This is a genomic window from Cobetia sp. 5-25-4-2, from assembly GCF_013374075.1.
GTDB lineage: Bacteria > Pseudomonadota > Gammaproteobacteria > Pseudomonadales > Halomonadaceae > Cobetia > Cobetia marina.
Genome location: NZ_BLWK01000001.1, coordinates 95,711 through 119,111, shown reverse-complemented (window position 1 = coordinate 119,111; position 23,401 = coordinate 95,711). Strand labels below are relative to the sequence as shown.

The window sequence follows — 23,401 nt, the reverse complement described above, 5'->3', positions numbered from 1 at the left end:
CGCACCGGTTCATGACTGGGTGCCACCGACCGTCAGCTCATCGAGCTTCAGCGTCGGCTGGCCGACTCCGACCGGCACCGACTGACCGTCCTTGCCACAGACCCCGACCCCGGTATCCAGCTCGAGATCATTGCCGATCATCGAGACGCGACCCATGGCTTCCGGGCCGTTGCCGATCAGGGTCGCGCCCTTGACCGGTGTGGTCACCTTGCCGTCCTCGATCAGATAGGCTTCGCTTGCGGAGAACACGAAGCGCCCGGAGGTGATGTCCACCTGGCCACCGCCGAAGCTGACCGCATAGAGGCCGCGCTTGACGCTCTTGATGATCTCCTGCGGGTCACGATCGCCACCCAGCATGTAGGTGTTGGTCATGCGGGGCATCGGCAGGTGCGCAAAGGACTCGCGACGCGCATTGCCCGTCGGCGCCATGCCCATCAGGCGGGCATTCAGCTTGTCCTGCATGTAACCGGTGAGGATGCCATCCTCGATCAGCGGCGTGTACTGACCCGGCGTGCCTTCATCGTCCACTGACAGCGAGCCACGGCGGTCCGCCAGCGTCGCATCGTCGACCACGGTGACGCCGCGCGCCGCGACCTGTTCGCCCATGCGCCCCGCGAAGGCGGAGCTGCCCTTGCGGTTGAAATCCCCTTCCAGACCATGCCCGACCGCTTCGTGCAGCAGCACGCCCGGCCAGCCATTGCCCAGCACCACCGGCATCTGCCCGGCGGGCGCATCGACGGCCTCGAGATTGACCAGTGCCTGACGCACGGCTTCCCGCGCGTAGCGCTCGGCGACGTTGTCGTCACGCAGACGGGTCAGCGGGAAGCGTCCGCCGCCACCGGCACTGCCACGCTCACGACGGCCATTGCGCACCGCGATCACGCTGATGTTGAAGCGCACCAGCGGACGCAGGTCCGCGGCCAGGGTGCCATCACTGGCACGCACCATCACCACCTCGTAAAGCGCCGACAGCGAGGCCGAGACCTGACTGATGGAAGGGTCAAGGCCGCGGGCGATGCGGTCCGCTTCCTTGAGCAACGCGACCTTGTCCTCGGCACTCAGGCCATTGAGCGGGTCGATGCCGGAATAGAAGGACGGTGCCTCGGTGATGATCGAACGGACGACCGTGCCATTGCTGCCACTGCGTGAGATGCCGGCGGCAGTGCGACCGGTGTCGGCAAGCGCGGCGGCATCGATCTGATTGGAATAGGCGAAGCCTGTCTTCTCTCCCGCCAGTGAGCGCACGCCGACGCCACCATCGATGTTGTAGCTGGCGTCCTTGACGACACCATCTTCCAGCACCCAGCTCTCCTGCCAGATACGCTGGAAGTAGAGGTCGGCATAGTCGGTACCCGGACCCATGGCATGTGCCAGGCCGGCATCCAGATCATCCAGGCTGAGTCCGCCCGGGGTCAGCAACAGGGCCGCGGCATCGTCGAGCACGCGACCGGAACTCGCATTTTGCGTCATTCGGCACTTTCCAGAGTAATGTTCGGGTCGCCCCAGGGGCCTGATACCCGATAGTGAATTTGCGTCACCTTGTCGATGAAGCGACCGAAGATCTTGTCGGCCACGAACAGCGCACCGCCCACGGCGGGGGCGCCTGCCAGCACGGCGGCCAACGGCAGGTTCTGACTGACCGGCACCGTGATGGCCATGTGTTGATCAAGGGTACCGCGAAGCAGGTCAACCTGCCCGTTGAGCGTCACGGTGGTGGACGGCGCCTCGATACGCAAGGGGCCATCGCTTTCCAGACGCCCCGCAAAGAGAGTCGCGGCGCCCCGCACCTTGTCGAAGGCCGTGCCCTTGTCGGTCACATCCGAGAAATCCAGCGACAGACGACGCAGCAGATTGTCGACGTTGACCAATCCCAATAGCCGCGCGGACGCCGAGCCGAGATTCAGGAAACGTCCGTCGTCCAGCTTGACCTCGAGCCGCCCGTTGGAGCGCGACAGCGCAAAGTCCTGCGGCGCCCCCGGCCAGGCCAGCTTGGCCTCGGCGCGTGCGCGCTCGGCCTCGATGCCGCGTGGCTGGGACAACCGCTCCAGCAGCCCGCCCAGATCGCTGCCATCCGCGGAAAGACGAGCGCGCGTCAGACTGTTGGCACCGGCATCCTCCCAGGTGATGTTGCCCTGGGCCGTCATGTCGCCCACGGTAATGGCGAGGGGGGACACCACCAGCCGCTGTTGATCCGACTGCCACTCTGCACTGATGGGCCCCAGCTGCTGCTCGCGCCAGATGAGACGTGCCAGGCGCAGGCTGCCTGCCGGCAGCTCGGCCAGCGCCGCTGGGTAGGGAGTCGGCTCGACCCCGGTGGCCACGGCCTCGGTGAAGTTGCTTGGCGCAGGCTCGGGGGTTTCCCGGGTCTGTGGCGGCCACAGCGCGTCGAGATCAAGATGATCGAGATCCAGAATCAACGGCCGCGCGGCCCCGGACTGCCAGACGAGCTCCCCACTGGCGAGCCTGCCCTCCAGAGTGGCCGCCAGTCCCAGCGCTTGCTGTTGAGAGCTCTGACGAGGCGCTGCCTCAAGCGTCATCGGGCCGGTACACCGATCCTGGATCATCAGACAATCGGTGGCAACGCGCAGCCGCGACAGCTCGCTGAGTGCATCGCCACCGCTGCCACTGGCTCCATCATCGCCACTCGCGCCGGATAGCGCCCCGCCCCATGATGACCAGAGCTCAGGTGCCAGCGTCGGCGTCCGCCAGGCGATATCCCACCCCGTACGGGACGGCCATTGCGGGTCGCTCGGCCAACGTTCCAGCCACAGCTGGCCGGTCATCGGCACCTTGCTGCCATCATCACGCGTATTGCCGCCTTGCCAGCGAGCGCGGGCACGATTGGCGAGCACGACATCGCCACCGCCCTCGGCGAGCCCGACCTCCACCGACAATGCCGCGGTTTCATCACGCGCCTTGCCGAAGGGGGCCGGCAGATTGATGGCCGCGCCCTTGAGATCACTCGACAGCTGCAGGCTGGCTCCCTCCTCGGGCAGCATCAGACGCGCCTGATAATCGAACGTGCCGCCCAGCGCACGCGGGCTATCTCCCTGATTCAGTGCGGCACGGCTATCCTGCGCCGCATCACCGAGCAGCGTCTCGGGAGCCCCCAGCCAGCTCAGCACCGGTGCCAGCGGCGCCTGGCCACTGAAGGTCACCGCCCCCTTGCTGGCCGAATCCGCCTGACCGATAGTGAGTGCCGCCTTGACCGCGCCACCGAACAGCTGCCCTGACAGGTCGCCGGTCAATTGCTCGCGCTGTCCTTCAGGACGCGTGGGGTCATGCACGAATGCCAGCGGGCCGCGAATGCCGGCGATCTCGATGCCCGGCCCGGGGAAGGCCAGGCTTGCCGCCTGCTTCTCACCGACCTTACCCGTCACCTCCACCCGCGCCTGCTCGGCATCTTCAAGCGGTACGCGAATCTTCATGGCCGCCGCCACGGAGCCCTTGCCCTGCCACTCGGCCAAAAGCTCCGCGGTGTCCTCGAGCGGTGCATGCGAGAGCAGATCGAACAGCGCCTCGACACTGCCCGTGACATCCCCCTGGATATCCAGGGTGTCATCGTGCATGTCGACTTTGGCCTGATCCACCGACAGACGCTGCGCGCGACCCAGCGCGACCGGCCGTGAGTACGCCGACTCGACGCTGGCCGTGAGATCATTGTCATGCAGCTCGAGATTGCCCTTCACGCCGTCAAGCGCGGGCCAGCCCTCGACATAGCCGAGCCGCCCGTTCTCGATGGCAAGCTCGAGATCCATCGCGTCCCCGGGGCCGTAGCCATTCTCGCCATTGTCCTTATCCCAGACCTGCTCCAGATGCAGAGAACCCTCTGGCACGACACCTGCCACATCACGCGTCAGCCATTCACGCAGGGAGGGGTCCAGTACCTTGAGCGGCAACCAGTCCGCCAGCGGGATGCTGCGAGCATCCACATCCTGCATGTCCAGATCCAGCTGGAAGCGGTCCGCATCATCCGTGGGAATCTGCAACCCGAAGCGTCCCGTCACCCTGGCGCCATGACGCGAGATATCCAGATCACGCCCGCTGATCTGGCTGCCGGCATCATCCACCTGCCAGTCCACCACCCCCTGCGCGGACTCCAGTGACCAGCTGTCACCGAAGACTTCCGGGAAATGGAATCGCATGCCGGGGGCTCCCTGGAAGGTGACACTGCCCTGCATGCCCCCTTCATCACGACTCCGCGCCGTGACCCACGCCGCCAGCGGCCCGAGCCCCGGAGCGCCCTCCCAGGGTTCCACCTCGGTATCCGTCAGGCCAAGCGCCAGCGTCATGCTCAGCGGGGCTTCAAGGCCGATATTGGCCAGTGACAGGGACAGTCCGGTGGCGGTGCCACGCGGATCGAGTGACTCAAGTATCTCGCCCAGCTCGCCCAGCTCCAGCACGTTGCGCCAGCGCGCCACCCGCGCCAGATCGAAGCGGCCGGTCACAAGCGAGACACTGCCATCGGCGAGATCCCCCGACAGGGAGATACGCTCAGGGAGGCTGGCAAGCGCGGCCTGCAATCGAGCAGGCGGCTCCTGTGAAGCGGAATCCGAATCCGATGGAGCATCTGAGCGCTGGGCCGCCTGTGCCTCACCGTCACTCACGACGGCGTCATCGAGCTGCGAGGCTCCCACCGAGAGCTGATTGAGCCACGCCTGCCAGCGATCCCCGCCCGACAGATCCCGCAGCCACTGCCCCCGCGCATGGATGTCCTTGAGGGCCAGCATGGCGCCATCGTGATCCAGCGTCAGACGATTGAGATCGAGACGCAGGCGAGCGTCTTCCAGCCGTGCCTCTCGCCAGCGCGCCCACAGCGTGGCGTTGCCATCAGCGTCACGCAGCATCAGGCTGTCGCGCTCACCGATCAGGCGCCCGACACTGGCCAGTGCACCGGCATCCAGCTCCACCTGCAGCTGCGCGGAATAATCGGCGAGCCCCGCGTCGCCGGGCAGCACCTCCAGCACGGCACTCACGCCGGCCTGGGGCGACTCCCCTACGCGCAGCTGCCCCTCCAGATGAGCACGTTCACCATCACCGGCCAGCAACAACTCGGCCGCGTTCAGATTGAGCGTATCGTTGCGTCCATGCAGCACGAGACGTACATCCTCGAGCCTCACGCGCTGGCGCGCCAGCAGTGCCAGGCCCTGCTCGAGCTGTTCCAGGCTCATCTGCCCCTTGGGCTCGAGGGCTTCAGGCGGGCGCGGCGGCCCCGGCCAGCCCCAGCTGCCATCGTCATGCTGATAGAGGTGAACGATGACGCCAGTGGCGGTCGCACGGTCAAACACGGGCGCCAGATGGCGCAGGGAGGACAGCACATCAAGCCGCGACTCGAGACGCTCCACGCTCAACAGCGGGGCCGCCTCCATCTCGTCGGGCCGAAAGAGGTTCAGGCCGGAGAGCTTGATGGCCGGGTCGAGATAGTCCATTCGCCCGTCAAGCGATGACATCCCGACATTGGAGTGGGTCTGGGTGGCGATGAAGTCGCTGATCGCGTCACGGCGAGATTCCAGCGTCGTCAGCCACCAGCGCAGGCCACCGATCACGATCGCCAGCACCGCCAGCAGCGCCGCCAGCGCCATCAAGAGCCTTCGCCCCCAGCGCCGCCGCCGTGAAGGCGAAGGGACGGGAGACGAGGCTTGATGAGATGACGGAGCATCACCGGCCGTGGCGGCCGACTCCGTCGGTCCATCCGCCGCTCTCAGCTTGTCTGACTCAGCGGGTGGCACTTGCGGCTCATCCGAGGAAGAGGTCACACGCGGATCTCCGAGCAAACATGATGACACGCTACCTCACGCCTACGCAGGAGGGAGGCACCCGACCTCGAGGGCCATGCATCGCCCTGCTGTGTCAGCAGGGGGAACGAGTGTATCAATGCACCGATGGCGAGACTCCATCGGCGGGAACACAGATGGCGGGCACCTTACATGAGAACGATGTCATATTGCTCCTGAGTATAATGCGCCTCGACCTGGAAACGGATGGTCTTGCCGATGAAACTCTCGAGGTCCGCCACCGAGGCCGACTCTTCATCCAGCAGACGGTCCACCACGTTCTGGGAGGCCAGCACCATGTAGGTATCCGGACTGTAGGCACGCTCTTCGCGCATGATCTCACGGAAGATCTCGTAGCAGACCGTCTCCGGCGTCTTGAGGGTGCCGCGCCCCTGGCAGGTCGGACAGGCTTCGCACAGCACCTGCTCCAGACTCTCGCGGGTACGCTTGCGGGTCAGCTGCACCAGCCCCAGTTCGGTCACGCCGGTCATCTTGTTCTTGGCGTGGTCCCGCTCCAGCGACTTCTCGAGCACTCTGAGCACCTGACGCTGATGCTCGGCCTCTTCCATGTCGATGAAGTCGATGATGATGATGCCACCCAGATTGCGCAGACGCAGCTGGCGGGCTATCGCCGTGGCCGCCTCGAGATTGGTCTTGAAGATGGTCTCTTCAAGATTGCGATGCCCGACGAAGCCACCGGTATTGACGTCGATGGTGGTCATCGCCTCGGTCTGGTCGATCACCAGATAGCCGCCGCTCTTGAGCTGGACCTTGCGCCCCATCGCCTTGTGAAGCTCATCCTCGACGCTGAACAGATCGAAGATCGGCCGCTCGCCGGGGTAATATTCGATGCGCCCTTCCATGTCCGGCATGAATTCGCTGGAGAACTCCTTCAAGCGCAGATAGTTCTCGCGGGAATCGATGCGCACACGCTCGATCTCGTCTCGCATCACGTCACGCAGGGTACGCATGAACAGTGGCAGATCGTCATAGATCACGCTGGGCACGGCGGCAGTCAGACGCCGCTCGCTGACCTTGCGCCACAGCCGCAGCAGGAAATGCATGTCCTGCTTGAGCTCCGCCTCGCTGATGCCCTCGGCGGCCGTGCGCAGGATGAAGCCCCCCGGAGCGTCCGGGTCAAGCTCGGTCAGGCAGCGCTCGGTCATCTCCTTGAGACGATCACGCTCGACATCACTCTCGATACGCTGGGAGACCCCGGTGTGCGGCGAGTCCGGCATGTAGACCAGGTAGCGCGAGGGCACCGACAGATGCGTCGTCAGTCGGGCTCCCTTGGTGCCGATGGGGTCCTTGGTGACCTGCACCACCAGCGGCTGACCTTCGCTGAGCAGCTCGCGGATCGACAGCTGCTCATCATGCGGGGTATGCGCGGGCATCACCTCCTGCGCATGGATGAAAGCGGCACGTTCAAGACCGATGTCCACGAATGCCGCCTGCATGCCGGGCAACACGCGCACCACCTTGCCGCGATAGATATTGCCGACGATACCGCGCCGACCGCTGCGTTCGATGAACGCTTCCTGCAGAACACCGTTCTCGACGACCGCAACGCGGGTCTCCATCGGTGTCAGGTTGATCAATACCTCGCCACTCATAGCGCAAGTCCTTGTAAAGTCGTTGCTTGCGATTATGACATAGCAAGGCAGCCCCCGGCTGTGGTCTATCGACTAACGATGTCACCGGCGGCTGATTTTCCACAATCCCCTCGGCGGCCCCCTGCCCGCCCACCCACCGTCACGACTGCCAGCAGGCAATGCCCCTGGCCATGAGCAAGCGGGACGTCTCGTGCAATGGCAGCCCGACCACCGCGCTGTAACTGCCTTCAAGATGGCTGACGAAGATGGCGCCCAGCCCCTGGATCGCGTAGCCGCCGGCCTTGTCCGCGGGTTCTCCCGTGGCCCAGTACCGCGCGGCCTCCTCACGATGGATGGCGCGAAATGTCACGCGGCTCTCGACCAGCTCGCTCTCGCAGCACAGGGATGGTGACGGCTCGTTCGAGGCGGACGCCTGCTGACGATGGCAGAGCGTCACCGCGCTCAGGACCTGATGACGACGACCGGAAAGCGCCATCAGCATCTCGCGGGCATCCGCTTCATCGCGAGGCTTGCCCAGAATCCGGCCATCCAGCGCCAGGGCGGTATCGGCTCCGAGCACCACCGCCTCAGCCTCCCCCTTGTCCAATCGCCTGAATCCGGCCTGTGCCTTCTCACGCGCCATGCGCATGACGTAGTGCTCCGGCGACTCATCGGGACGAGGTGTTTCATCGATGTCGACCGGGGCCACCTCACACTTGACACCGATACTGGCCAGCAGCTCACGCCGACGCGGCGAGCCGGACGCCAGGACAAGACGTGGCGAACGTCCGGGAATCTCGGGCGCTGCGGGGGTTGCGACAATGGACGACGACGCTGACATGTCTCCCTCCTGGGCGGGTTTCTTGATCATGAGACAGCAGAAAGCCGCCCGAAGGGGCGGCTCTCATGCGTACGACATGCCGCAGGCTCACGCCGTCAGTCGACGACGCAGCATCTGCAGCAGGGTGTAGAGCCAGGGCCACAGTGCACCCCCGATCACCGCCGACAGCAGGAAGGACAGACTCACTGGCCCGGCACCGAAGATGCTGCGCAACCACTGGTCCACCAGCTGCGCGATGCCCAGCACCACGATCACCAGCAAGGCCTGCTGCAGCAGTGAGTAGGCGCGGATGCGCTGGTAGAGCAACACGCCCATGAAGGCGGTCAGCGAGAGCACCAGCGCATTGTGCCCCAGCGGTGCCCCCTGCAGGACATCCAGCGCCAGGCCGAACAGGAAGCCATGGAAGACACCGACACTCTGCGGCGAGACGATGCACCAGTAGACCAGCATCAGACCGAGCCACTGTGGACGCCAGATCAACCACACATCCGGCAAGGGCATGACCTGAAGACACAGGGCCAGCAGCAACGAGAACCAGCACAGCAAGGTGGTCTGGGGACGAAAGGCCATCAGTTGTTCTCCCCTGGCGCATTGGCGCTCTGCTGCGCCTCGGCATCCGCCGCGTCCTCGTCACCCGCGTCCGAAGCGGGCGCGGCGAGGTTGTCCTTGGGCAGCTCGTCAAGACTGTCATCTACGTAGAGGCTCTCCACGTCGACGGCGGGTGGCATCTGGATCAGGAAGTTGCGCGAACGCTCAAGCTGGGCAATGGGTTCGGCACTGACGCGAGCGAAGGGCTTGCCGGGGTCATGATAGACCTCGGTGACACGTGCCACCGGCAGGCCGCGCGGAAAGCGCAGCGCGAGCCCGGAGGTCACCAGCAGGTCCCCGACACGGATATCCGCGGTATCCGGCACGTGCAGCACATCCACCTGATCGATCTTGCCGCTGCCCTGGGCAATGAAGCGCAGGCCATTGCGATTGACCTCCACCGGCACGGCATGACTGGCATCACTGATCATCAGCACACGACTGTTGTAGGCCGACGTGGAGATGACCTGACCGACCAGCCCGTAGGCATCCAGAACCGGCAGGCCGATGCGCACGCCGTCCTGCTCACCGCGATCCACCACCATGCGATGGGAGAACGGATCAGCATCAAGCGTCAGCAACTGGGACGTGATGTAGGGGATATCACTGCGCTGACCGGCATTGAGCAATTCGCGCAGACGGGAATTCTCGGCAGACAGGCTCGCCATGCGTTGCACACGGCTGGACAGATTGAGCAGCTGCTCACGCAGTGCCCGGTTTTCATCGGCGAGCTTCTGCTGGTCGGCAAACACCAGTGCGCCCCAGCTGAGGCCCTCTGTAGGCAGACTGACCACCCATTGCACAGGGGAAACCAGTGTCGCCATGCTGGCACGCACGTCGACCATCCAGCTGAAGCGATCTTCGGCAAACATCAGCGCGAAGGACAGCACCGCACACAACAGCATGCGATAGCCGGGCACGGGGCCACGCGTGAACAGGGGTTTGATAGCACTTCCTCCGACAGGCCGGGACCAGCCGTACAGCACACAGCATGCCCGGCCCCGGACGAGGTCAATCGCTCGACAGCAGCTCGAAGGTGTGCTGATCGATCATTTCCAGCGCCTTGCCACCGCCACGCGCCACGCAGGTCAGCGGGTCTTCGGCGATGATCACCGGCAGGCCCGTCTCTTCCGCGATCAACTTGTCGATGTCACGCAGCAGCGCACCACCGCCGGTCAGCACCAGACCGCGCTCGGCGATGTCGGATGCCAGCTCCGGTGGAGACTGCTCGAGCGCGCTCTTGACCACCGAGACGATGGCCGCCAGCGGCTCCTGCAGCGCATCGAGAATCTCGTGGGAGTTGAGCGTGAAGGAGCGTGGAATGCCTTCGGCCAGATTGCGACCGCGCACGTCGATCTCGCGCAGCTCGCCGCCCGGGTAGGCACAACCGATCTCTTCCTTGATGCGCTCGGCCGTCGCTTCACCGATCAGGCTGCCATAATGGCGACGCACGTAGGAGGTGATGGCTTCGTCGAAGCGGTCGCCGCCGATGCGTACCGACTCGGAGTAGACCACGCCGTTGAGCGAGATGATGGCGATCTCGGTAGTACCACCACCGATGTCGACCACCATGGAGCCCATGGCTTCCTCGACGGGAAGACCAGCACCGATCGCGGCCGCCATGGGCTCCTCGATCAGGTAGACCTCACGCGCACCGGCCCCTTCGGCCGATTCCTTGATGGCGCGGCGTTCGACCTGGGTCGACATGCACGGCACGCACACCAGAACGCGAGGACTGGGCGTCAGGAAGGTGCTCTGATGCACCTTGCGGATGAAATGCTGGAGCATCTGTTCGGTGACGGTGAAGTCGGCGATGACGCCGTCCTTCATCGGGCGGATGGCCGTGATATTGCCGGGGGTACGCCCCAGCATGCGCTTGGCATCGGCACCGACAGCCGCGACGCTGCGGGCATTCCCGGATTGGCGAATGGCAACGACGGAGGGCTCGTCGAGCACGATACCGCGACCGCGCACATAAATGAGCGTGTTGGCGGTACCCAGATCGATCGACAGATCGCTCGAGAACAGCCCACGTAAACGTTTAAACATGGAAGTTGATCACCTAGTCCAGACCGGAACCCTGTGCAGACGCGAACGGTACCATTGCCACCCCATGGCGGCAAGCTGACACGCCTGCCAGCGCGCTGCAGATGTGGTACATTTCACGCCGAATCACACTGTGACAGCGCAACGGGCGAGCAGTTGCCTCATTGCTGGCCAACGCCAGGTCACCGAGCAGACTGCACTCGCCGTTACCTCAAGCCTCACGAAGCCAAGACAGGGAAACTTCCATGGCCCTTGAACATTCAGATGTGCTGCGTGCCGCTCACCTCGCACGCCTGGGTCTTGCCTCGCAGGATGCCGAAGCCTATGTCGCGGATCTTGATCGGATTCTCGCCATGGTCGACCAGCTGCAACAGGTCGACACCGACGGCGTCGCTCCCCTGGCGCACCCGCTGGAAGCCACGCAACGCCTGCGTGCCGACGAAGTCACCGAGTCAAATCAGCGCGAGCGTTTTCAGCAGGTGGCTCCGGCCACAGAACAGGGGCTGTATCTAGTACCGCGCGTCGTCGAGTGATCACGCCTGGCCGATCCCTCACGTGAGGTGAGAGACCGCCAGACCTGATACCACGCCACGCGGCACGCCCCGTCCGCCCCCGGAATTTCCGCGTGCGATGCCCTTTGCATCGTGTGCACAGATGGAATCGAACATGTCATCGTCCATTGCACTACATGACAAGACGCTCAGTGAGCTGGCGCAAGGCCTCGAGGCCGGCGAGTACACCAGTCGCGAGCTGACGGAAGCCTTCCTGGCCCGTATCGAACGCCTCGACGGCGAGCTCAACAGCTACATCACCCTGTGCCGTGAAGAGGCGCTGCGCGAGGCCGATGCCGCGGACGCCAGGCGTGCCGCCGGCAATGCCGCGCCGCTGACCGGCGTGCCGATGGCCATCAAGGACATCTTCTGCACCGAGGGTGTGCGCACCAGCTGCGGCTCGAAGATGCTCGACAACTTCATCTCCCCCTACGACGCCACCGTGATCGAGAAGCTCAAGGCGGAAGGCGTGGTGATGCTGGGCAAGACCAACCTCGATGAGTTCGCGATGGGCTCCTCGAACGAGAACAGTTACTATGGTCCGGTCAAGAACCCGTGGGACCTGTCCGCCGTCCCGGGTGGCAGCTCCGGCGGCAGCGCCGCTGCCGTCGCCGCAGGCCTCGCCCCGGCGGCACTGGGCACCGATACCGGTGGCTCCATCCGCCAGCCGGCCGCCTTCTGTGGCATCACCGGCCTCAAGCCGACCTACGGCCGCGTCTCCCGCTACGGCATGATCGCCTACGCCTCCAGTCTCGATCAGGGTGGCCCGATGGCACGCTCCGCCGAGGACTGCGCGCGCCTGATGAACGTGATCGCCGGCGCCGACCCGCGTGACTCCACCAGCGTGGTACGTGGCGTGCCGGACTACGTCGAAGGCCTGGACTATGACCTCAAGGGCCTGAAGATCGGCCTGCCGAAGGAATACTTCGGCGACGGCCTGTCAGCGGAGGTCGAAGCCTCCGTGCGTGCCGCGATCAAGGTCTTCGAGGATGCCGGTGCCAGCGTGCAGGAAATCTCCCTGCCGCATACCCACCTGGCCATCCCGACCTACTACGTGATCGCACCGGCCGAGGCCTCCTCCAACCTGTCGCGTTACGACGGCGTGCGTTTCGGCCACCGCTGCGCGGACCCGCAGGACCTGGAAGACCTCTACAAGCGCACTCGCGAGGAAGGCTTCGGCGACGAGGTGAAGCGCCGCATCCTGATCGGCACGCACACCCTGTCCGAAGGCTTCTTCGATGCCTACTACATCAAGGCCCAGAAGGTGCGTCGCCTGATCCGTCAGGACTTCCTCGATGCCTTCGACCAGGTCGATGTGCTGATGGGGCCGGCGGCACCGACCCCGGCGTTCGATCTCGGCGCGCACAAGGACCCGCTGTCCATGTACCTGCAGGATCTCTACACCATCGCCATCAACCTGGCGGGCATTCCGGGCATCAGCGTGCCGGCCGGTCTGGCTGGCAAGCGCCCGGTGGGCCTGCAGATTCTCGGCCCGCACTTCGGTGAGCAGACCCTGCTGGGCGTCGCGCACCAGTTCCAGCAAATCACCGACTGGCACCGCCAGCGCCCGGAATTCGGACAGGAGCAAGCCTGATGCAATGGGAAGTCGTAATCGGGCTTGAGGTTCACGCTCAGCTCGCCACCCAGTCAAAGATCTTCTCCGGCTCGTCCACCACCTACGGTGCCGAGCCCAACACCCAGGCCAGCGCCGTCGATCTCGGCCTGCCGGGCACCCTGCCGGTGCTCAACGAGCAGGCCGTGGCCATGGCCGTGCGCTTCGGCCTCGCCGTCAATGCCGCCGTGGCCGGCCGTTCGGTGTTCGAGCGCAAGAACTACTTCTACCCGGATCTGCCCAAGGGCTACCAGACCAGCCAGATGGATCAGCCCATCGTCGGGCCGGGTGAACTCGAGATCCTGCTCGAGGATGGCACGCGCAAGTCGATCCGCATCCACCATGCCCATCTCGAGGAAGACGCCGGCAAGTCACTGCACGAAGACTTCCAGGGCATGACCGGCATCGACCTGAACCGTGCCGGCACACCGCTGCTGGAAATCGTCTCCGAGCCGGACATGCGCTCCGCCAAGGAAGCGGTGGCCTACGTCAAGGCGATCCACGCCATCGTGACGTATCTCGGCATCTCCGACGGCAACATGGCCGAAGGTTCCCTGCGTTGCGACGTCAACGTCTCGGTGCGCCCCAAGGGGCAGGAAGCCTTCGGCACCCGCGCGGAGATCAAGAACGTCAACTCCTTCCGCTTCATCGAGCGCGCCATTCACTTCGAGGTGGAGCGTCAGATCGAGCTGATCGAGGACGGCGGCAAGGTCGTGCAGGAAACCCGCCTGTATGATCCGGATGCCGACGAGACGCGCAGCATGCGCACCAAGGAAGAAGCCAACGACTACCGCTACTTCCCGTGCCCGGACCTGCTGCCGGTGGAAGTCGACGACGCCTACATCGAACACCTGCGCCAGACTCTGCCGGAGCTGTCGGCCGAGAAGCGCGCACGCTTCGAAGGCGAACTGGGGCTGTCCGCCTATGATGCCAGCGTGCTGTCCGCCAGCCGTGAGATGGCCGACTTCTTCGAGGAAGTGAAGGATGTCTGCGGCGACGCCAAGCAAGCCGCCAACTGGGTGCAGGGCGAACTGGCCGGGCGTCTCAACAAGGAAAATCTCGACATCACCGTGAGCCCGGTCTCGGCAGCCCAGCTGGGGGGCCTGATCAAGCGTATCGTCGATGAGACCATCAACGGCAAGGCCGCCAAGCAGGTGTTCGCCGCGCTGTGGGATGGCGAAGGCGAGAGCGCCGACGAGATCATCGAGTCACGTGGCCTCAAGCAGGTCACGGACACCGGTGCCATCGAGGCAGTGGTCGACCAGGTGATCGCCGACAATCCGGCTCAGGTGACCCAGTATCAGGAAGCCGAACCGGACAAGCGTGGCAAGATGATCGGCTTCTTCGTCGGTCAGGTGATGAAGGCCTCACGCGGCACCGCCAACCCGCAACAGGTCAACAAGGTGCTCAAGGAAAAGCTGGACAGCCTCAGCTGATCCTGCGCCTCTGAGTCATCCTGTCGCTGCATGCAACGGCCAGTCACGGACATCCCGAGGCTGGCCGTTGTCGCTCAAGGACTCAAGGCATTTCCAGTCAATCGTCGCTTCGCGAAGGAAGTTCTGATGGCAGATGATGTCGGTGCGCGCCTGCGGGCGCTGCGTACGCTGCGGGGCATCTCGCAACGCGAGCTGGCCAAGCGCTGTGGGGTGACCCATTCGAGCCTGTCACTGATCGAACAGGGCAAGGTCAGCCCCTCGGTCAGCTCACTGTCCAAGATTCTCGCCGCCATTCCCATGAGCATCGGTGATTTCTTCACCATGGAACTCGAGAACACCGCCAAGGTGTTCTATGGCGAAGAGGAGCTGACGAACGTGGGCAGCGGAGAGGTGGTCTTCAAACTGGTCGGGGCCAAGCGTCAGGATCGCAATCTGTCGTTCATGATCGAGACCTACCCGCCTGTCAGTGACACCGGCCGCGAGATGATCACCCATCAGGGAGAGGAAGCCGGGGTGGTCATCGAAGGCGAGATCGAGATCACCATCGGCAGCGACACCCGGGTATTGAAAGCCGGTGAAGCCTACTACTTCGATACCAATGTGCCGCATCGCTTTCGCAACATCGGCGAAGTCGAGTGCCGTCTGGTCAGCTGTGCGACGCCGGCACGCATGTTCTAGACCTTGCGGCAAACACTTGCGGCAGATGACAACAGAAAAGAGGCCACGCGATCGCGTGGCCTCTTTTCGTGCTGCACGGTGTTTCCGCCAACGCGTGACAGCCCGGTTCGGCCCGGTTTCAGTTCAGCTCAGCGCGATCCAGACACTCTTGAGCTGGGTGTATTCCGCCAGCGAGTGATGGGACTTGTCGCGCCCGTTGCCGGACTGTTTCACGCCGCCGAAGGGCATGCTCTGATCGCCCCCCGCCCAGTTGTTGACGAAGACCTGGCCGGATTCGAGACGATGGGTCATGCGCATGATGCGGCCGATGTCCTGGCTCCAGAGCCCCGCCGCCAGTCCGAAATCACTGTCATTGGCCAGCGCCAGCGCCTCCTCTTCGGTCTCGAAACCGAAGACCGACAGCACCGGCCCGAAGATTTCCTCACGGCCGATCACCATCTCGGGCGTGACGCCATCGAAGACCACCGGACGGATGAACAGCCCCGGCCCGGCAACGTCTTCGCCGCCGGCACGCAGCACCGCCCCCTCCTCGATCCCCTTGCGGATGTAGCCCATCACGCGCTCATGCTGGGTGCTGTCGACCATCGCCCCCATGAAGCTTGTCGGGTCCAGCGGGTCGCCCGGCTGCATGCGCTCGGCAGCCGCCACCACCTTGGCGACGAAGGCGTCGCGGATCGAGTTTTCCACCAGCAGGCGAGAACCGGCGATGCAGACCTCCCCCTGGTTGTAGAAGATGGCGGCAGCGGCACTCTCCGCCACGCGATCCAGATCCGCGCAATCGGCGAACACGATGTTGGGGCTCTTGCCACCGCACTCCAGGAAGACACGCTTCAGGTTCGACTGTCCGGCATACTGCATCAGCTGCTTGCCGACGGTGGTGGAACCGGTGAAGGCCAGACACTCGACGTCCATCGACAGGGCCAGCGCACGCCCGACGGTATGCCCGAAGCCCGGCAACACCTGGAAGACGCCACTCGGGAGACCTGCCTCACGTGCGAGTGCCGCCAGACGCAGCGCTGACAGTGGTGACTTCTCCGACGGCTTGAGGATGACACTGTTGCCCGCGGCCAGCGCCGGCGCGACCTTCCAGGCCGTCATCATCAGCGGGAAGTTCCACGGCACGATGGAGGCCACCACCCCCAGCGGCTCGCGCAGCACCAGCCCCAGCACCTGCTCGCCGGTCGGCGCGACCTCGCCGTACAGCTTGTCGATGGACTCGGCCTGATGGCGCATCGAACCGATCGCTCCCGCCACATCATCCAGCGCGCTGGTGATCGGCTTGCCCATGTCGAGGGTATCCAGCAGCGCCAGCTCATCCTGGTGTGCCTCCATCAGGTCCGCCAGCCTGAGCAGCACGCCCTTGCGCTCGACAGGCGCCATGCGCGACCAGACACCTCTCTTGAAGGCGGCGCGGGCATGTCGGACGGCGATCTCGGCATCGGCGCCGTCACAGCTGGCCACCTTCGCCAATCGTTTCCCAGTGGCCGGATTGAGGCACTCGAAGGTCTCGCCGCTGACCGCCGGCACGAAGTCATCGTTGATGAAGGCATTGCCTTGCAGTTGCGGCGTCAGACGGGCGGCGAGCGCCTGCCAATCGGTCAATGTCCGGGGACGGCTCATGATCAGGATTCCGAAGTCAGGTAAGAGGGGGGGCAGGTCACACGAGAACGCAGGAGAGGCAGCCAGCGCCGTGTCATCCTGCAGCGTCTGCAGGCGCGCGGGACGCGGCTTCGTCGTCATCTTCACGACGGCTGACGAGGTGTCTCCTGAACGGATGATGCTTGCCCGGACCTGTCCCGACAGGCCGCGGCAAATCCTTCCAGAATCGCCTGATACAGCGGGTGCTGACGTGGCTTCCATTCGGGATGCCATTGCACCGCCAGCGCGAAGGCTCCCGCTGCGATGATCGAGATCGCCTCCACCAGACCATCCGGAGCGACCGCTTCGACACGCAGCCCCTCGCCCAGCCGCGCGATTCCCTGCTGATGCACGGAATTGACCCGCGCCTCAGACGCGGCGTACAACTCGGCCAGACGCCCGCCCGGCAGGATGCTGATGCCATGGGAGGGGGCGAACTGCACGTCGAGATCGCCCTCGGGCTCACGATGATCCCTCAAGCCGGGCACGTTCTGCACCGCCTGATGCAAGCTGCCACCAAAGGCGACGTTCAGCTCCTGAAAGCCGCGACAGATACCCAGCAACGGCAGTTGCAACTCGAGCGCCAGCGGTACCCAGGCCATGGCTGACGCATCTCGTGCCGTGTCTTCATAGGTATTCTCCGGCGCGATGGCCTCGCCATACCGCGCCGGATGCACGTTGGAATAGCTGCCCGTCAGCAGCAACCCATCCAGTCGCGCCAGCAGCGCTCTGGCCGAGTCAGCCATGACGTCTTCCCATACCGGGATCACCAGTGGCTCCAGCCCGAATTCGCGCAGGGCACTGACGTACTTGTCAGTCACCATGTGCGCCGGATGGCCTTCAATCGTGCGACGGCAGGCGATCACACCCACCAGAGGGCGAGACGTCATGGGTTCTCCTTCAGGGGCCGCTCATGCACCCCGGTCATTTGGTATATTTTATTCAACATCGATTGAACTGACATCCTTGCCACTCAGGCACGAAGGCAATCTCAAGCAAGGGGAAACCACGGGACAGAGATCGAAAGAAAGCGCCTCAGCCGATGATACTGCCTCGAGGGTGCAACGGGTAAGCGCTGTGAATTATTTGACAACACGGGATGGCGTGGCGATATATGATGTGCCACCACCCACTCACAGGCCCCCCCATGAACAGCCTTCACGTCGATGAGGCCAGAGAGTTTCTGGACCGCCATCCGGAAATCGAGAGCATCGACCTGCTGATCAGTGATATCAGCGGCATCCAGCGCGGCAAGCGTATCCCGCGCGAGAATCTGGAAAAGGCCTACGAGCAGGGCATCAACCTGCCAGGCTCCGTCTTCGCGATCGATATCGCCGGCAACACCATCGAAGAGACCGGTCTGGGCCTGGAGACCGGGGATGGGGATCAGGTCTGCCGCCCGATCCCCGGCACCTTGATGCCAGCCCCCTGGCTGCGCGGCGGCAAGCAAGGCCAGCTGTTGATGAACATGCGCGATGACAGGGACGGCCCCTTCTTCGCAGACCCCCGCAATCAGCTGCAGAAACAAGTCGATATTCTGGCCGGGATGGGGCTGACCGCCGTCGTCGCGCTGGAACTGGAGTTCTATCTCGTGGATCGTGAGCGCGATGACCTGGGCATGGTGCAGCCGCCCTGCTCTCCGCTCACGGGTGAGCGCGCCACGGAAAGCCAGCTCTACTCCATCGGAGAGCTGGATGAATATGCCGACTTTCTGGAAGAGATCCAGGATGCCGCACGCATCCAACAGCTGCCGCTGGATACCGCGCTCAAGGAGTGCGCCCCGGGTCAGTTCGAGATCAACCTGATTCATCTCGACGACGTCATGAAGGCCTGTGACAGCGCCGTCCTGCTCAAACGCCTGATCAAGGGTGTCGCCCTGCGTCATGGCTTCGACGCGACCTTCATGGCCAAGCCGTACGGTGATGAAGCCGGCAATGGCATGCATGCGCACCTGAGCCTGGTGGACCGCGATGGACACAATGTCTTCGCAGACCCCGGCGAGAATCCTCTGGGCACCGAGACCCTGCGTCACGCCATCGGCGGCCTGCTGGAACTCATGCCCGCCTCCATGGCGCTGTTTGCCCCCAACCTGAATTCCTATCGCCGTTTCCAGCAGGGCCTGTACGTACCGATGGCGCCCACCTGGGGATTCGACAACCGCTCGGTCGCCATCCGCATTCCCTCCGGCCCCAATGAGGCGCGTCGGCTGGAGCATCGGGTCGCCGGGGCTGACGTCAATCCCTACCTGCTGCTGGCGACGCTGCTGGCCTCCATCATCCATGGCATCACCCATCGGATCTCCCCGGGTGAGCCGGTGACCGGCAATGCCTATGATCAGTTCGAGCCCAGCCTGACCAACAGCTGGCCCGAGGCCCTGACGCTGCTGGAGGAAAGCGCTCCCCTCACGGCCGCTTTCAGCGAGCGCTTCCTGAATGTCTTCATTGCCGGTCGCCGGGCGGAGCGCGAGGCCGCGATGCAGATCATCAGCCGTCTGGAATACGACTGGTACCTGCGCAGCATCTGAGGCGCCTCACCCCGGACACGCTTGCGCAGTGGCCATTCCGGCCGGAGCGCGCCCACTGGCCCTGACCTCCCGCTTCGGGTGCGTCAGAGGCCGAGCCTGTCGCGTGTCTGGTAGTACCAGGCTCCCACGGCTGACAACGGCACTCGCAACAGTCGTCCCCCGGGAAACGGCAGATGCGGCAGGTTCGCGAAGGCATCGAAGCGACCCTCACGCCCCCTCATCACCTCGCTGATCAGTCGCCCGGCGAGGTGACTGCAGGTCACGCCATGCCCGGAATACCCCTGGGCGTAATAGACATTGTCATTGAGCACGCCGAACTGCGGCAGTCGATTGAGCGTCATCAGGAAGGTTCCGCTCCAGGCGTAGTCGATCCTGACACTGGCCAGCTGCGGGAAGACCTTGAGCAGCTTGGGCCGAATCAGGGCCTCGATATCGGCGGGGTCTTCACCGCCGTAGTTGACACCGCCCCCGAAGAGAAGACGGTTGTCGCGAGTCAGGCGGTAGTAATCCAGCAGATAGTTGCAGTCCTCCACCGCCATGCCATTGGGCAGCAGCCCGCGCGCCACGTCATCCGCCAACGGCTCGGTGGCGATGATCTGCGTGCCGCAGGGCATCGACTTGCCCTCGAGCTCCGGCAGCACGCCGTGAAGATAGGCATTGCCCGCCATCACCACACGCTCGGCCCGGATGGCGCCAGCGGCCGTCCTGAGCACGACCGGACTGCCATGCTCGAGACTCACCAACGGGCTATGTTCGAAGATCACCCCGCCGAGGGACTCGAAGGCCGCGGCCTCGCCCAGCACCAGATTGAGCGGGTGGAGATGGCCGCCGGAGTGGTCGACCAGGGCGCCCGTATACCCTTCGGCGCTCACTTCACGCTGGTAGGCATCCCCTTCCAGCAATTCGAGACTGGTATTGCCATAGCGCTCCCAGAGGGCCTTGTGCTCCTTGAGTCCCTTGAGCTGACGAGCGTTGCAGGCGGCAAAGAGGTTGCCGTCGCGCAGATCGCAGTCGATGGCATAGTCAGCGATGCGATCCCGAATGATGCGATTGCCCTCAAAGGCCATGTCGCCCAATGCCTGCGCCGTCCGTGCGCCGAAGCGCGCCTCGATCACGTCCATGTCGCGACTGTAACTGTTGACGATCTGCCCGCCATTGCGACCCGAGGCCCCATACCCCACGCAGGCGGCCTCCAGCACCATCACCTTGAGCCCCTGCTCGGCCAGGTGCAGTGCCGCCGAGATTCCCGTGAAGCCAGCGCCGACCACGCAGACATCGCAGCTGACCTCACCGGACAACGGCGGGCGCTCGGGGGCGGCATTGGCGGAAGCGGCATACCAGGAGGCGGCAGGCTCCAGGGGGGTAGTGGCACTCATGACAGCATCCTTGTGGTAGACCAGATCAACCTGCGAACAAGACATCTTGCAGATACACACCATGAGCGCCGGACTGACGCGTCATGCCTCTCACTGACGACAACCCTTCTTCCGCCCGCCTCTTCCCCTGAACCTCGGGAGGCCACGACGGATGTCGTGGCCTCCCGGTATCCATTGGCGTACCGCAGGGGTCTAGACACGCAGCAGCAGGTGCTCACGCTCCCAGGAGCTGATGACCTGGAAGTATTCCCCATGCTCGGCACGCTTGACGGCCAGATAACTCTTCACGAAGCGCTCGCCGAGGATGTTGGCCAACGGCGTACAGGCATGCAGAGCATCGAGTGCCGGGCCGATATCGTCCGGCAGGGTATTGCCGCCCTCCCAGGCCGAGCCGACCACCGGAGGGCGCGGCTCGATCCGCTCCATCATTCCCAGATAACCACACGCCAGCGAAGCCGCCATCACCAGATAGGGATTGGCATCGGCGCCCGCCAGACGATTCTCGACCCGCGTACCTGCCGCGTCCGACACCGGCACCCGCAGGCCCACGGTGCGGTTGTCCAGGCCCCACTCGACATTGATGGGTGCGGAGCCGCTGGTGTCATTGCGCATCAGACGCCGATAGGAATTGACGTTGGGGGCGAAGAACGGCATCGCGGCGGGCAGATAGGTCTGCAGGCCCCCGATGAAGTGACGGAACAGCGTGCTCGGCTGACCCGACGCATCGGCAAACAGGTTATTGCCTGACTCGACATCCACCAGGCTCTGGTGGATATGCATCGAACTACCCGGCTGATAGGCCATCGGCTTGGCCATGAAGGTCCCGTACATGCCATGTCGCAGCGCCGTCTCCCGCAGGGTGCGCTTGAACATCACCACCTGGTCGGCGAGAGAAAGAGCATCCCCATGCTCGAAATTGACCTCCATCTGCCCCGCTCCCTCTTCATGGATCAGGGTGTCGAGATCCAGCCCCATCGCCTCGCAGTAGTCATACATCTCCTCGAACAGCGGATCGAATTCATTGACCGCATCGATGGAGAAGGACTGACGGCTGCTCTCCTGCCGACCGCTGCGGCCGATGGGCGGTTCCAGCGGATAATCGGAGTCGGTATTGGTCTTGACCAGATAGAACTCGGCCTCCGGCGCCACCACCGGCTGCCAGCCCTGTTCGGCATACAATGCCAGTATCCGTTTGAGCACATAGCGTGGCGACAGCTCGACCGGCTCACCATTCAGGTAATAGCAATCGTGGATGACCTGTGCGGTGGGGTCTTCCGCCCACGGCACCAGATAGAGCGCGTTCACGTCCGGAATCAGCTGCATGTCCTGTTCGGCCGGGTTCCAGAATCGGCTGTCTTCATCATCCGGATAGCCTCCCGTGACGGTCTGGATAAACAGCGAATCCGGCAGGCGTGGCCGCCCGCCATTGAGGTACTTGCGCGCAGGCATGATCTTGCCCTTGAGAATGCCGGTCAGATCCGTGACCAGACATTCCACCTCGGTGATACCGTGAGCGGCGAACCATTCCTGCAGGATCGCGTCATCATCTTCATGACCCGGCTGCTCGTGACCCACGTGATTGACACTCATAACACCTTCCTTGAACACCGCAGGCAGCGCCTGCGGTCAATGACGAGATGCCCGCGATCGACGAGACGCCGACTCAACGAGCCTGCACTTCCGACCATAACTGCTGGAAGATCTGCAACTGCTCACCGGAGAGACTCGGCGAGAAATGCAGACGCGCCATGTCATCCTCAGAGGGCTGGATCGGTGGCTGGGTCAGCACCTCATCCAGATACGGCCTGGCGGCGGCATTGGGGCTGGCGTAGTAGTTGTAGTTGGACAACTGCGCGCCGACCTTGGCGTCCAGAAGGAAGTTGATGAAGGCGTGTGCCAGCTCAGGGTGCGGCGCCTTGGCGGGAATCATCATCGAATCGACCCACTTCTCGGCACCTTCATCCGGAATCATGTACTTGATATCGGCGAAGGACTCCGGATTCTCGTCCAGATAGAACAGATAGTCGCCGTTGTAGGACAGCGCACCATGCGTGACCTTGCGTGCCAGCTGTTGCAGGGCCGGCGTGCCATCGGAGAAGCCGCTGAAGTTGTCGCGATGCTTGGTCTCGATCAGCAATCTGGCCGCCTCACGCCAGGCATCCATGCCGGTACAGTCATAGCCATGACCGAGATAGGCACAGGCCGCCCCCATGCTGACCTGGCCATCGCCCATCAGGCTGAACGGATATGAGGCATTGACGGCGGGATCAAACAGCAGTGACCAGCTCTTGGGGGCATCCTTGAACGTGCTGGCGTTGTAGACCAGCCCGGTGACTCCCCACTGATACGGGACGGTGTAGTTGGCTCCCGGGTCAAAGCTCGGGTCCTTGAACTGCGCATCGACATTGGCCAGGTTGGGCACTTTCGCCTTGTCGATCTTCTGGACCAGGCCGGTGTTGATCAGGCGCGGCACGTAGTAATTGGACGGCACGATGATGTCGTATTGGGACACCCCGCCGGCATTCAGCTTGGCCAGCATTTCCGGCAGGGAGTTGTAATAATTCTCGACCACCTCGACATCGAAGGCCTCTTCAAAGGCGGTGATGATCTCCGGGTCCATGTACTGGGTCCAGTTGAAGAGATACAGCTTCCGGTCTTCAGCCTGGGCGGCGCCTGCCAGCAGCAGACTGCCGATGGCGACCGCGAGACGCAGCGTGTGAGTTGTCATTGTGATGCTCCGTTCAG

At 64.0% G+C, this 23,401-nt stretch carries 17 protein-coding genes; 5 read left to right on the top strand and 12 right to left on the bottom strand.

The features are described 5' to 3' along the window. Window positions 1-9 precede the first annotated feature (9 nt). From tldD to HXS65_RS00490, 7 genes are all read right to left on the bottom strand, one after another. Window positions 10-1,470 carry a metalloprotease TldD gene (gene tldD / locus HXS65_RS00520; protein WP_176492879.1) on the bottom strand — a complete coding sequence of 487 codons (1,461 nt, stop codon included), beginning with the start codon at window positions 1,468-1,470 and terminating at the stop codon, window positions 10-12. Continuing rightward, window positions 1,467-5,582 (bottom strand): YhdP family protein, encoded by a 4,116-nt coding sequence (locus HXS65_RS00515; protein WP_176492878.1) that lies wholly within the window; start codon window positions 5,580-5,582, stop codon window positions 1,467-1,469. Before HXS65_RS00515 ends, tldD begins: the two co-directional genes overlap by 4 nt. A 341-nt stretch (window positions 5,583-5,923) precedes the next feature. Next, window positions 5,924-7,387: a ribonuclease G gene (gene rng / locus HXS65_RS00510; RefSeq protein ID WP_176492877.1), complete on the bottom strand. Its 1,464-nt coding sequence runs from the start codon at window positions 7,385-7,387 to the stop codon at window positions 5,924-5,926. Window positions 7,388-7,526: 139 nt separating this feature from the next. Beyond that, window positions 7,527-8,207 carry a nucleoside triphosphate pyrophosphatase gene (locus HXS65_RS00505; protein ID WP_176492876.1) on the bottom strand — a complete coding sequence of 227 codons (681 nt, stop codon included), beginning with the start codon at window positions 8,205-8,207 and terminating at the stop codon, window positions 7,527-7,529. Between the two features lie 87 nt (window positions 8,208-8,294). Beyond that, the gene (gene mreD / locus HXS65_RS00500) at window positions 8,295-8,777 is read right to left on the bottom strand and encodes a rod shape-determining protein MreD (protein WP_077371553.1); all 483 of its coding nucleotides are present in this window, start codon (window positions 8,775-8,777) and stop codon (window positions 8,295-8,297) included. After that, the gene (gene mreC, locus HXS65_RS00495) at window positions 8,777-9,742 is read right to left on the bottom strand and encodes a rod shape-determining protein MreC (protein WP_255304420.1); all 966 of its coding nucleotides are present in this window, start codon (window positions 9,740-9,742) and stop codon (window positions 8,777-8,779) included. The genes mreD and mreC overlap by 1 nt, the downstream gene beginning before the upstream one ends. Before the next feature lie 64 nt (window positions 9,743-9,806). Further along, the gene (locus HXS65_RS00490) at window positions 9,807-10,844 is read right to left on the bottom strand and encodes a rod shape-determining protein (protein ID WP_043332576.1); all 1,038 of its coding nucleotides are present in this window, start codon (window positions 10,842-10,844) and stop codon (window positions 9,807-9,809) included. A 242-nt stretch (window positions 10,845-11,086) separates the two neighbouring features. On the opposite strand from HXS65_RS00490, the gene gatC reads away from it, so the two are divergent. From gatC to HXS65_RS00470, 4 genes are all read left to right on the top strand, one after another. Then, window positions 11,087-11,374 (top strand): Asp-tRNA(Asn)/Glu-tRNA(Gln) amidotransferase subunit GatC, encoded by a 288-nt coding sequence (gene gatC / locus HXS65_RS00485; RefSeq protein WP_077371550.1) that lies wholly within the window; start codon window positions 11,087-11,089, stop codon window positions 11,372-11,374. A 133-nt stretch (window positions 11,375-11,507) separates the two neighbouring features. Next, complete coding sequence (gene gatA / locus HXS65_RS00480; RefSeq protein WP_077371547.1) at window positions 11,508-12,986, top strand: Asp-tRNA(Asn)/Glu-tRNA(Gln) amidotransferase subunit GatA; 1,479 nt, start codon at window positions 11,508-11,510, stop codon at window positions 12,984-12,986. Next, window positions 12,986-14,440, top strand: coding sequence for an Asp-tRNA(Asn)/Glu-tRNA(Gln) amidotransferase subunit GatB (gene gatB / locus HXS65_RS00475; RefSeq protein ID WP_176492875.1), 1,455 nt, complete (start codon window positions 12,986-12,988; stop codon window positions 14,438-14,440). The genes gatA and gatB overlap by 1 nt, the downstream gene beginning before the upstream one ends. Before the next feature lie 126 nt (window positions 14,441-14,566). Beyond that, complete coding sequence (locus tag HXS65_RS00470; protein ID WP_084209232.1) at window positions 14,567-15,118, top strand: cupin domain-containing protein; 552 nt, start codon at window positions 14,567-14,569, stop codon at window positions 15,116-15,118. Between the two features lie 123 nt (window positions 15,119-15,241). Here the strand turns inward: HXS65_RS00470 and HXS65_RS00465 are convergent, their stop codons facing one another. Beyond that, window positions 15,242-16,738, bottom strand: coding sequence for an aldehyde dehydrogenase (locus HXS65_RS00465; RefSeq protein ID WP_136938345.1), 1,497 nt, complete (start codon window positions 16,736-16,738; stop codon window positions 15,242-15,244). Between the two features lie 122 nt (window positions 16,739-16,860). After that, window positions 16,861-17,646 (bottom strand): gamma-glutamyl-gamma-aminobutyrate hydrolase family protein, encoded by a 786-nt coding sequence (locus HXS65_RS00460; protein WP_176492874.1) that lies wholly within the window; start codon window positions 17,644-17,646, stop codon window positions 16,861-16,863. 257 nt (window positions 17,647-17,903) lie between these two features. Between HXS65_RS00460 and HXS65_RS00455 the strand changes: the two genes are divergently transcribed. Then, window positions 17,904-19,280, top strand: coding sequence for a glutamine synthetase family protein (locus tag HXS65_RS00455; protein ID WP_077371532.1), 1,377 nt, complete (start codon window positions 17,904-17,906; stop codon window positions 19,278-19,280). 83 nt (window positions 19,281-19,363) lie between these two features. Here the strand turns inward: HXS65_RS00455 and HXS65_RS00450 are convergent, their stop codons facing one another. The 3 genes from HXS65_RS00450 to HXS65_RS00440 all read right to left on the bottom strand — a co-directional run bounded on the left by HXS65_RS00450 (window position 19,364) and on the right by HXS65_RS00440 (window position 23,384). Then, window positions 19,364-20,656, bottom strand: coding sequence for an FAD-binding oxidoreductase (locus HXS65_RS00450; RefSeq protein ID WP_136938348.1), 1,293 nt, complete (start codon window positions 20,654-20,656; stop codon window positions 19,364-19,366). A gap of 192 nt (window positions 20,657-20,848) precedes the next feature. After that, a complete protein-coding gene (locus HXS65_RS00445) occupies window positions 20,849-22,246 on the bottom strand; it encodes a glutamine synthetase family protein (RefSeq protein WP_077371526.1) in 1,398 nt (465 codons plus the stop codon). Window positions 22,247-22,319: 73 nt separating this feature from the next. Continuing rightward, window positions 22,320-23,384, bottom strand: coding sequence for a PotD/PotF family extracellular solute-binding protein (locus HXS65_RS00440; RefSeq protein WP_077371523.1), 1,065 nt, complete (start codon window positions 23,382-23,384; stop codon window positions 22,320-22,322). Between the last annotated feature and the right edge of the window lie 17 nt (window positions 23,385-23,401).

Coding starts and splice junctions, on each gene's coding strand:
- HXS65_RS00440 (WP_077371523.1), bottom strand. CDS start 23,384: ATGACAACTCACACGCTGCGTCTCGCGGTCGCCATCGGCAGTCTGCTG.
- HXS65_RS00455 (WP_077371532.1), top strand. CDS start 17,904: ATGAACAGCCTTCACGTCGATGAGGCCAGAGAGTTTCTGGACCGCCAT.
- HXS65_RS00490 (WP_043332576.1), bottom strand. CDS start 10,844: ATGTTTAAACGTTTACGTGGGCTGTTCTCGAGCGATCTGTCGATCGAT.
- tldD (WP_176492879.1), bottom strand. CDS start 1,470: ATGACGCAAAATGCGAGTTCCGGTCGCGTGCTCGACGATGCCGCGGCC.
- HXS65_RS00465 (WP_136938345.1), bottom strand. CDS start 16,738: ATGAGCCGTCCCCGGACATTGACCGATTGGCAGGCGCTCGCCGCCCGT.
- gatB (WP_176492875.1), top strand. CDS start 12,986: ATGCAATGGGAAGTCGTAATCGGGCTTGAGGTTCACGCTCAGCTCGCC.
- HXS65_RS00460 (WP_176492874.1), bottom strand. CDS start 17,646: ATGACGTCTCGCCCTCTGGTGGGTGTGATCGCCTGCCGTCGCACGATT.
- HXS65_RS00450 (WP_136938348.1), bottom strand. CDS start 20,656: ATGAGTGCCACTACCCCCCTGGAGCCTGCCGCCTCCTGGTATGCCGCT.
- gatA (WP_077371547.1), top strand. CDS start 11,508: ATGTCATCGTCCATTGCACTACATGACAAGACGCTCAGTGAGCTGGCG.
- HXS65_RS00505 (WP_176492876.1), bottom strand. CDS start 8,207: ATGTCAGCGTCGTCGTCCATTGTCGCAACCCCCGCAGCGCCCGAGATT.
- HXS65_RS00470 (WP_084209232.1), top strand. CDS start 14,567: ATGGCAGATGATGTCGGTGCGCGCCTGCGGGCGCTGCGTACGCTGCGG.
- gatC (WP_077371550.1), top strand. CDS start 11,087: ATGGCCCTTGAACATTCAGATGTGCTGCGTGCCGCTCACCTCGCACGC.
- mreD (WP_077371553.1), bottom strand. CDS start 8,777: ATGGCCTTTCGTCCCCAGACCACCTTGCTGTGCTGGTTCTCGTTGCTG.
- rng (WP_176492877.1), bottom strand. CDS start 7,387: ATGAGTGGCGAGGTATTGATCAACCTGACACCGATGGAGACCCGCGTT.
- HXS65_RS00445 (WP_077371526.1), bottom strand. CDS start 22,246: ATGAGTGTCAATCACGTGGGTCACGAGCAGCCGGGTCATGAAGATGAT.
- HXS65_RS00515 (WP_176492878.1), bottom strand. CDS start 5,582: ATGGCGCTGGCGGCGCTGCTGGCGGTGCTGGCGATCGTGATCGGTGGC.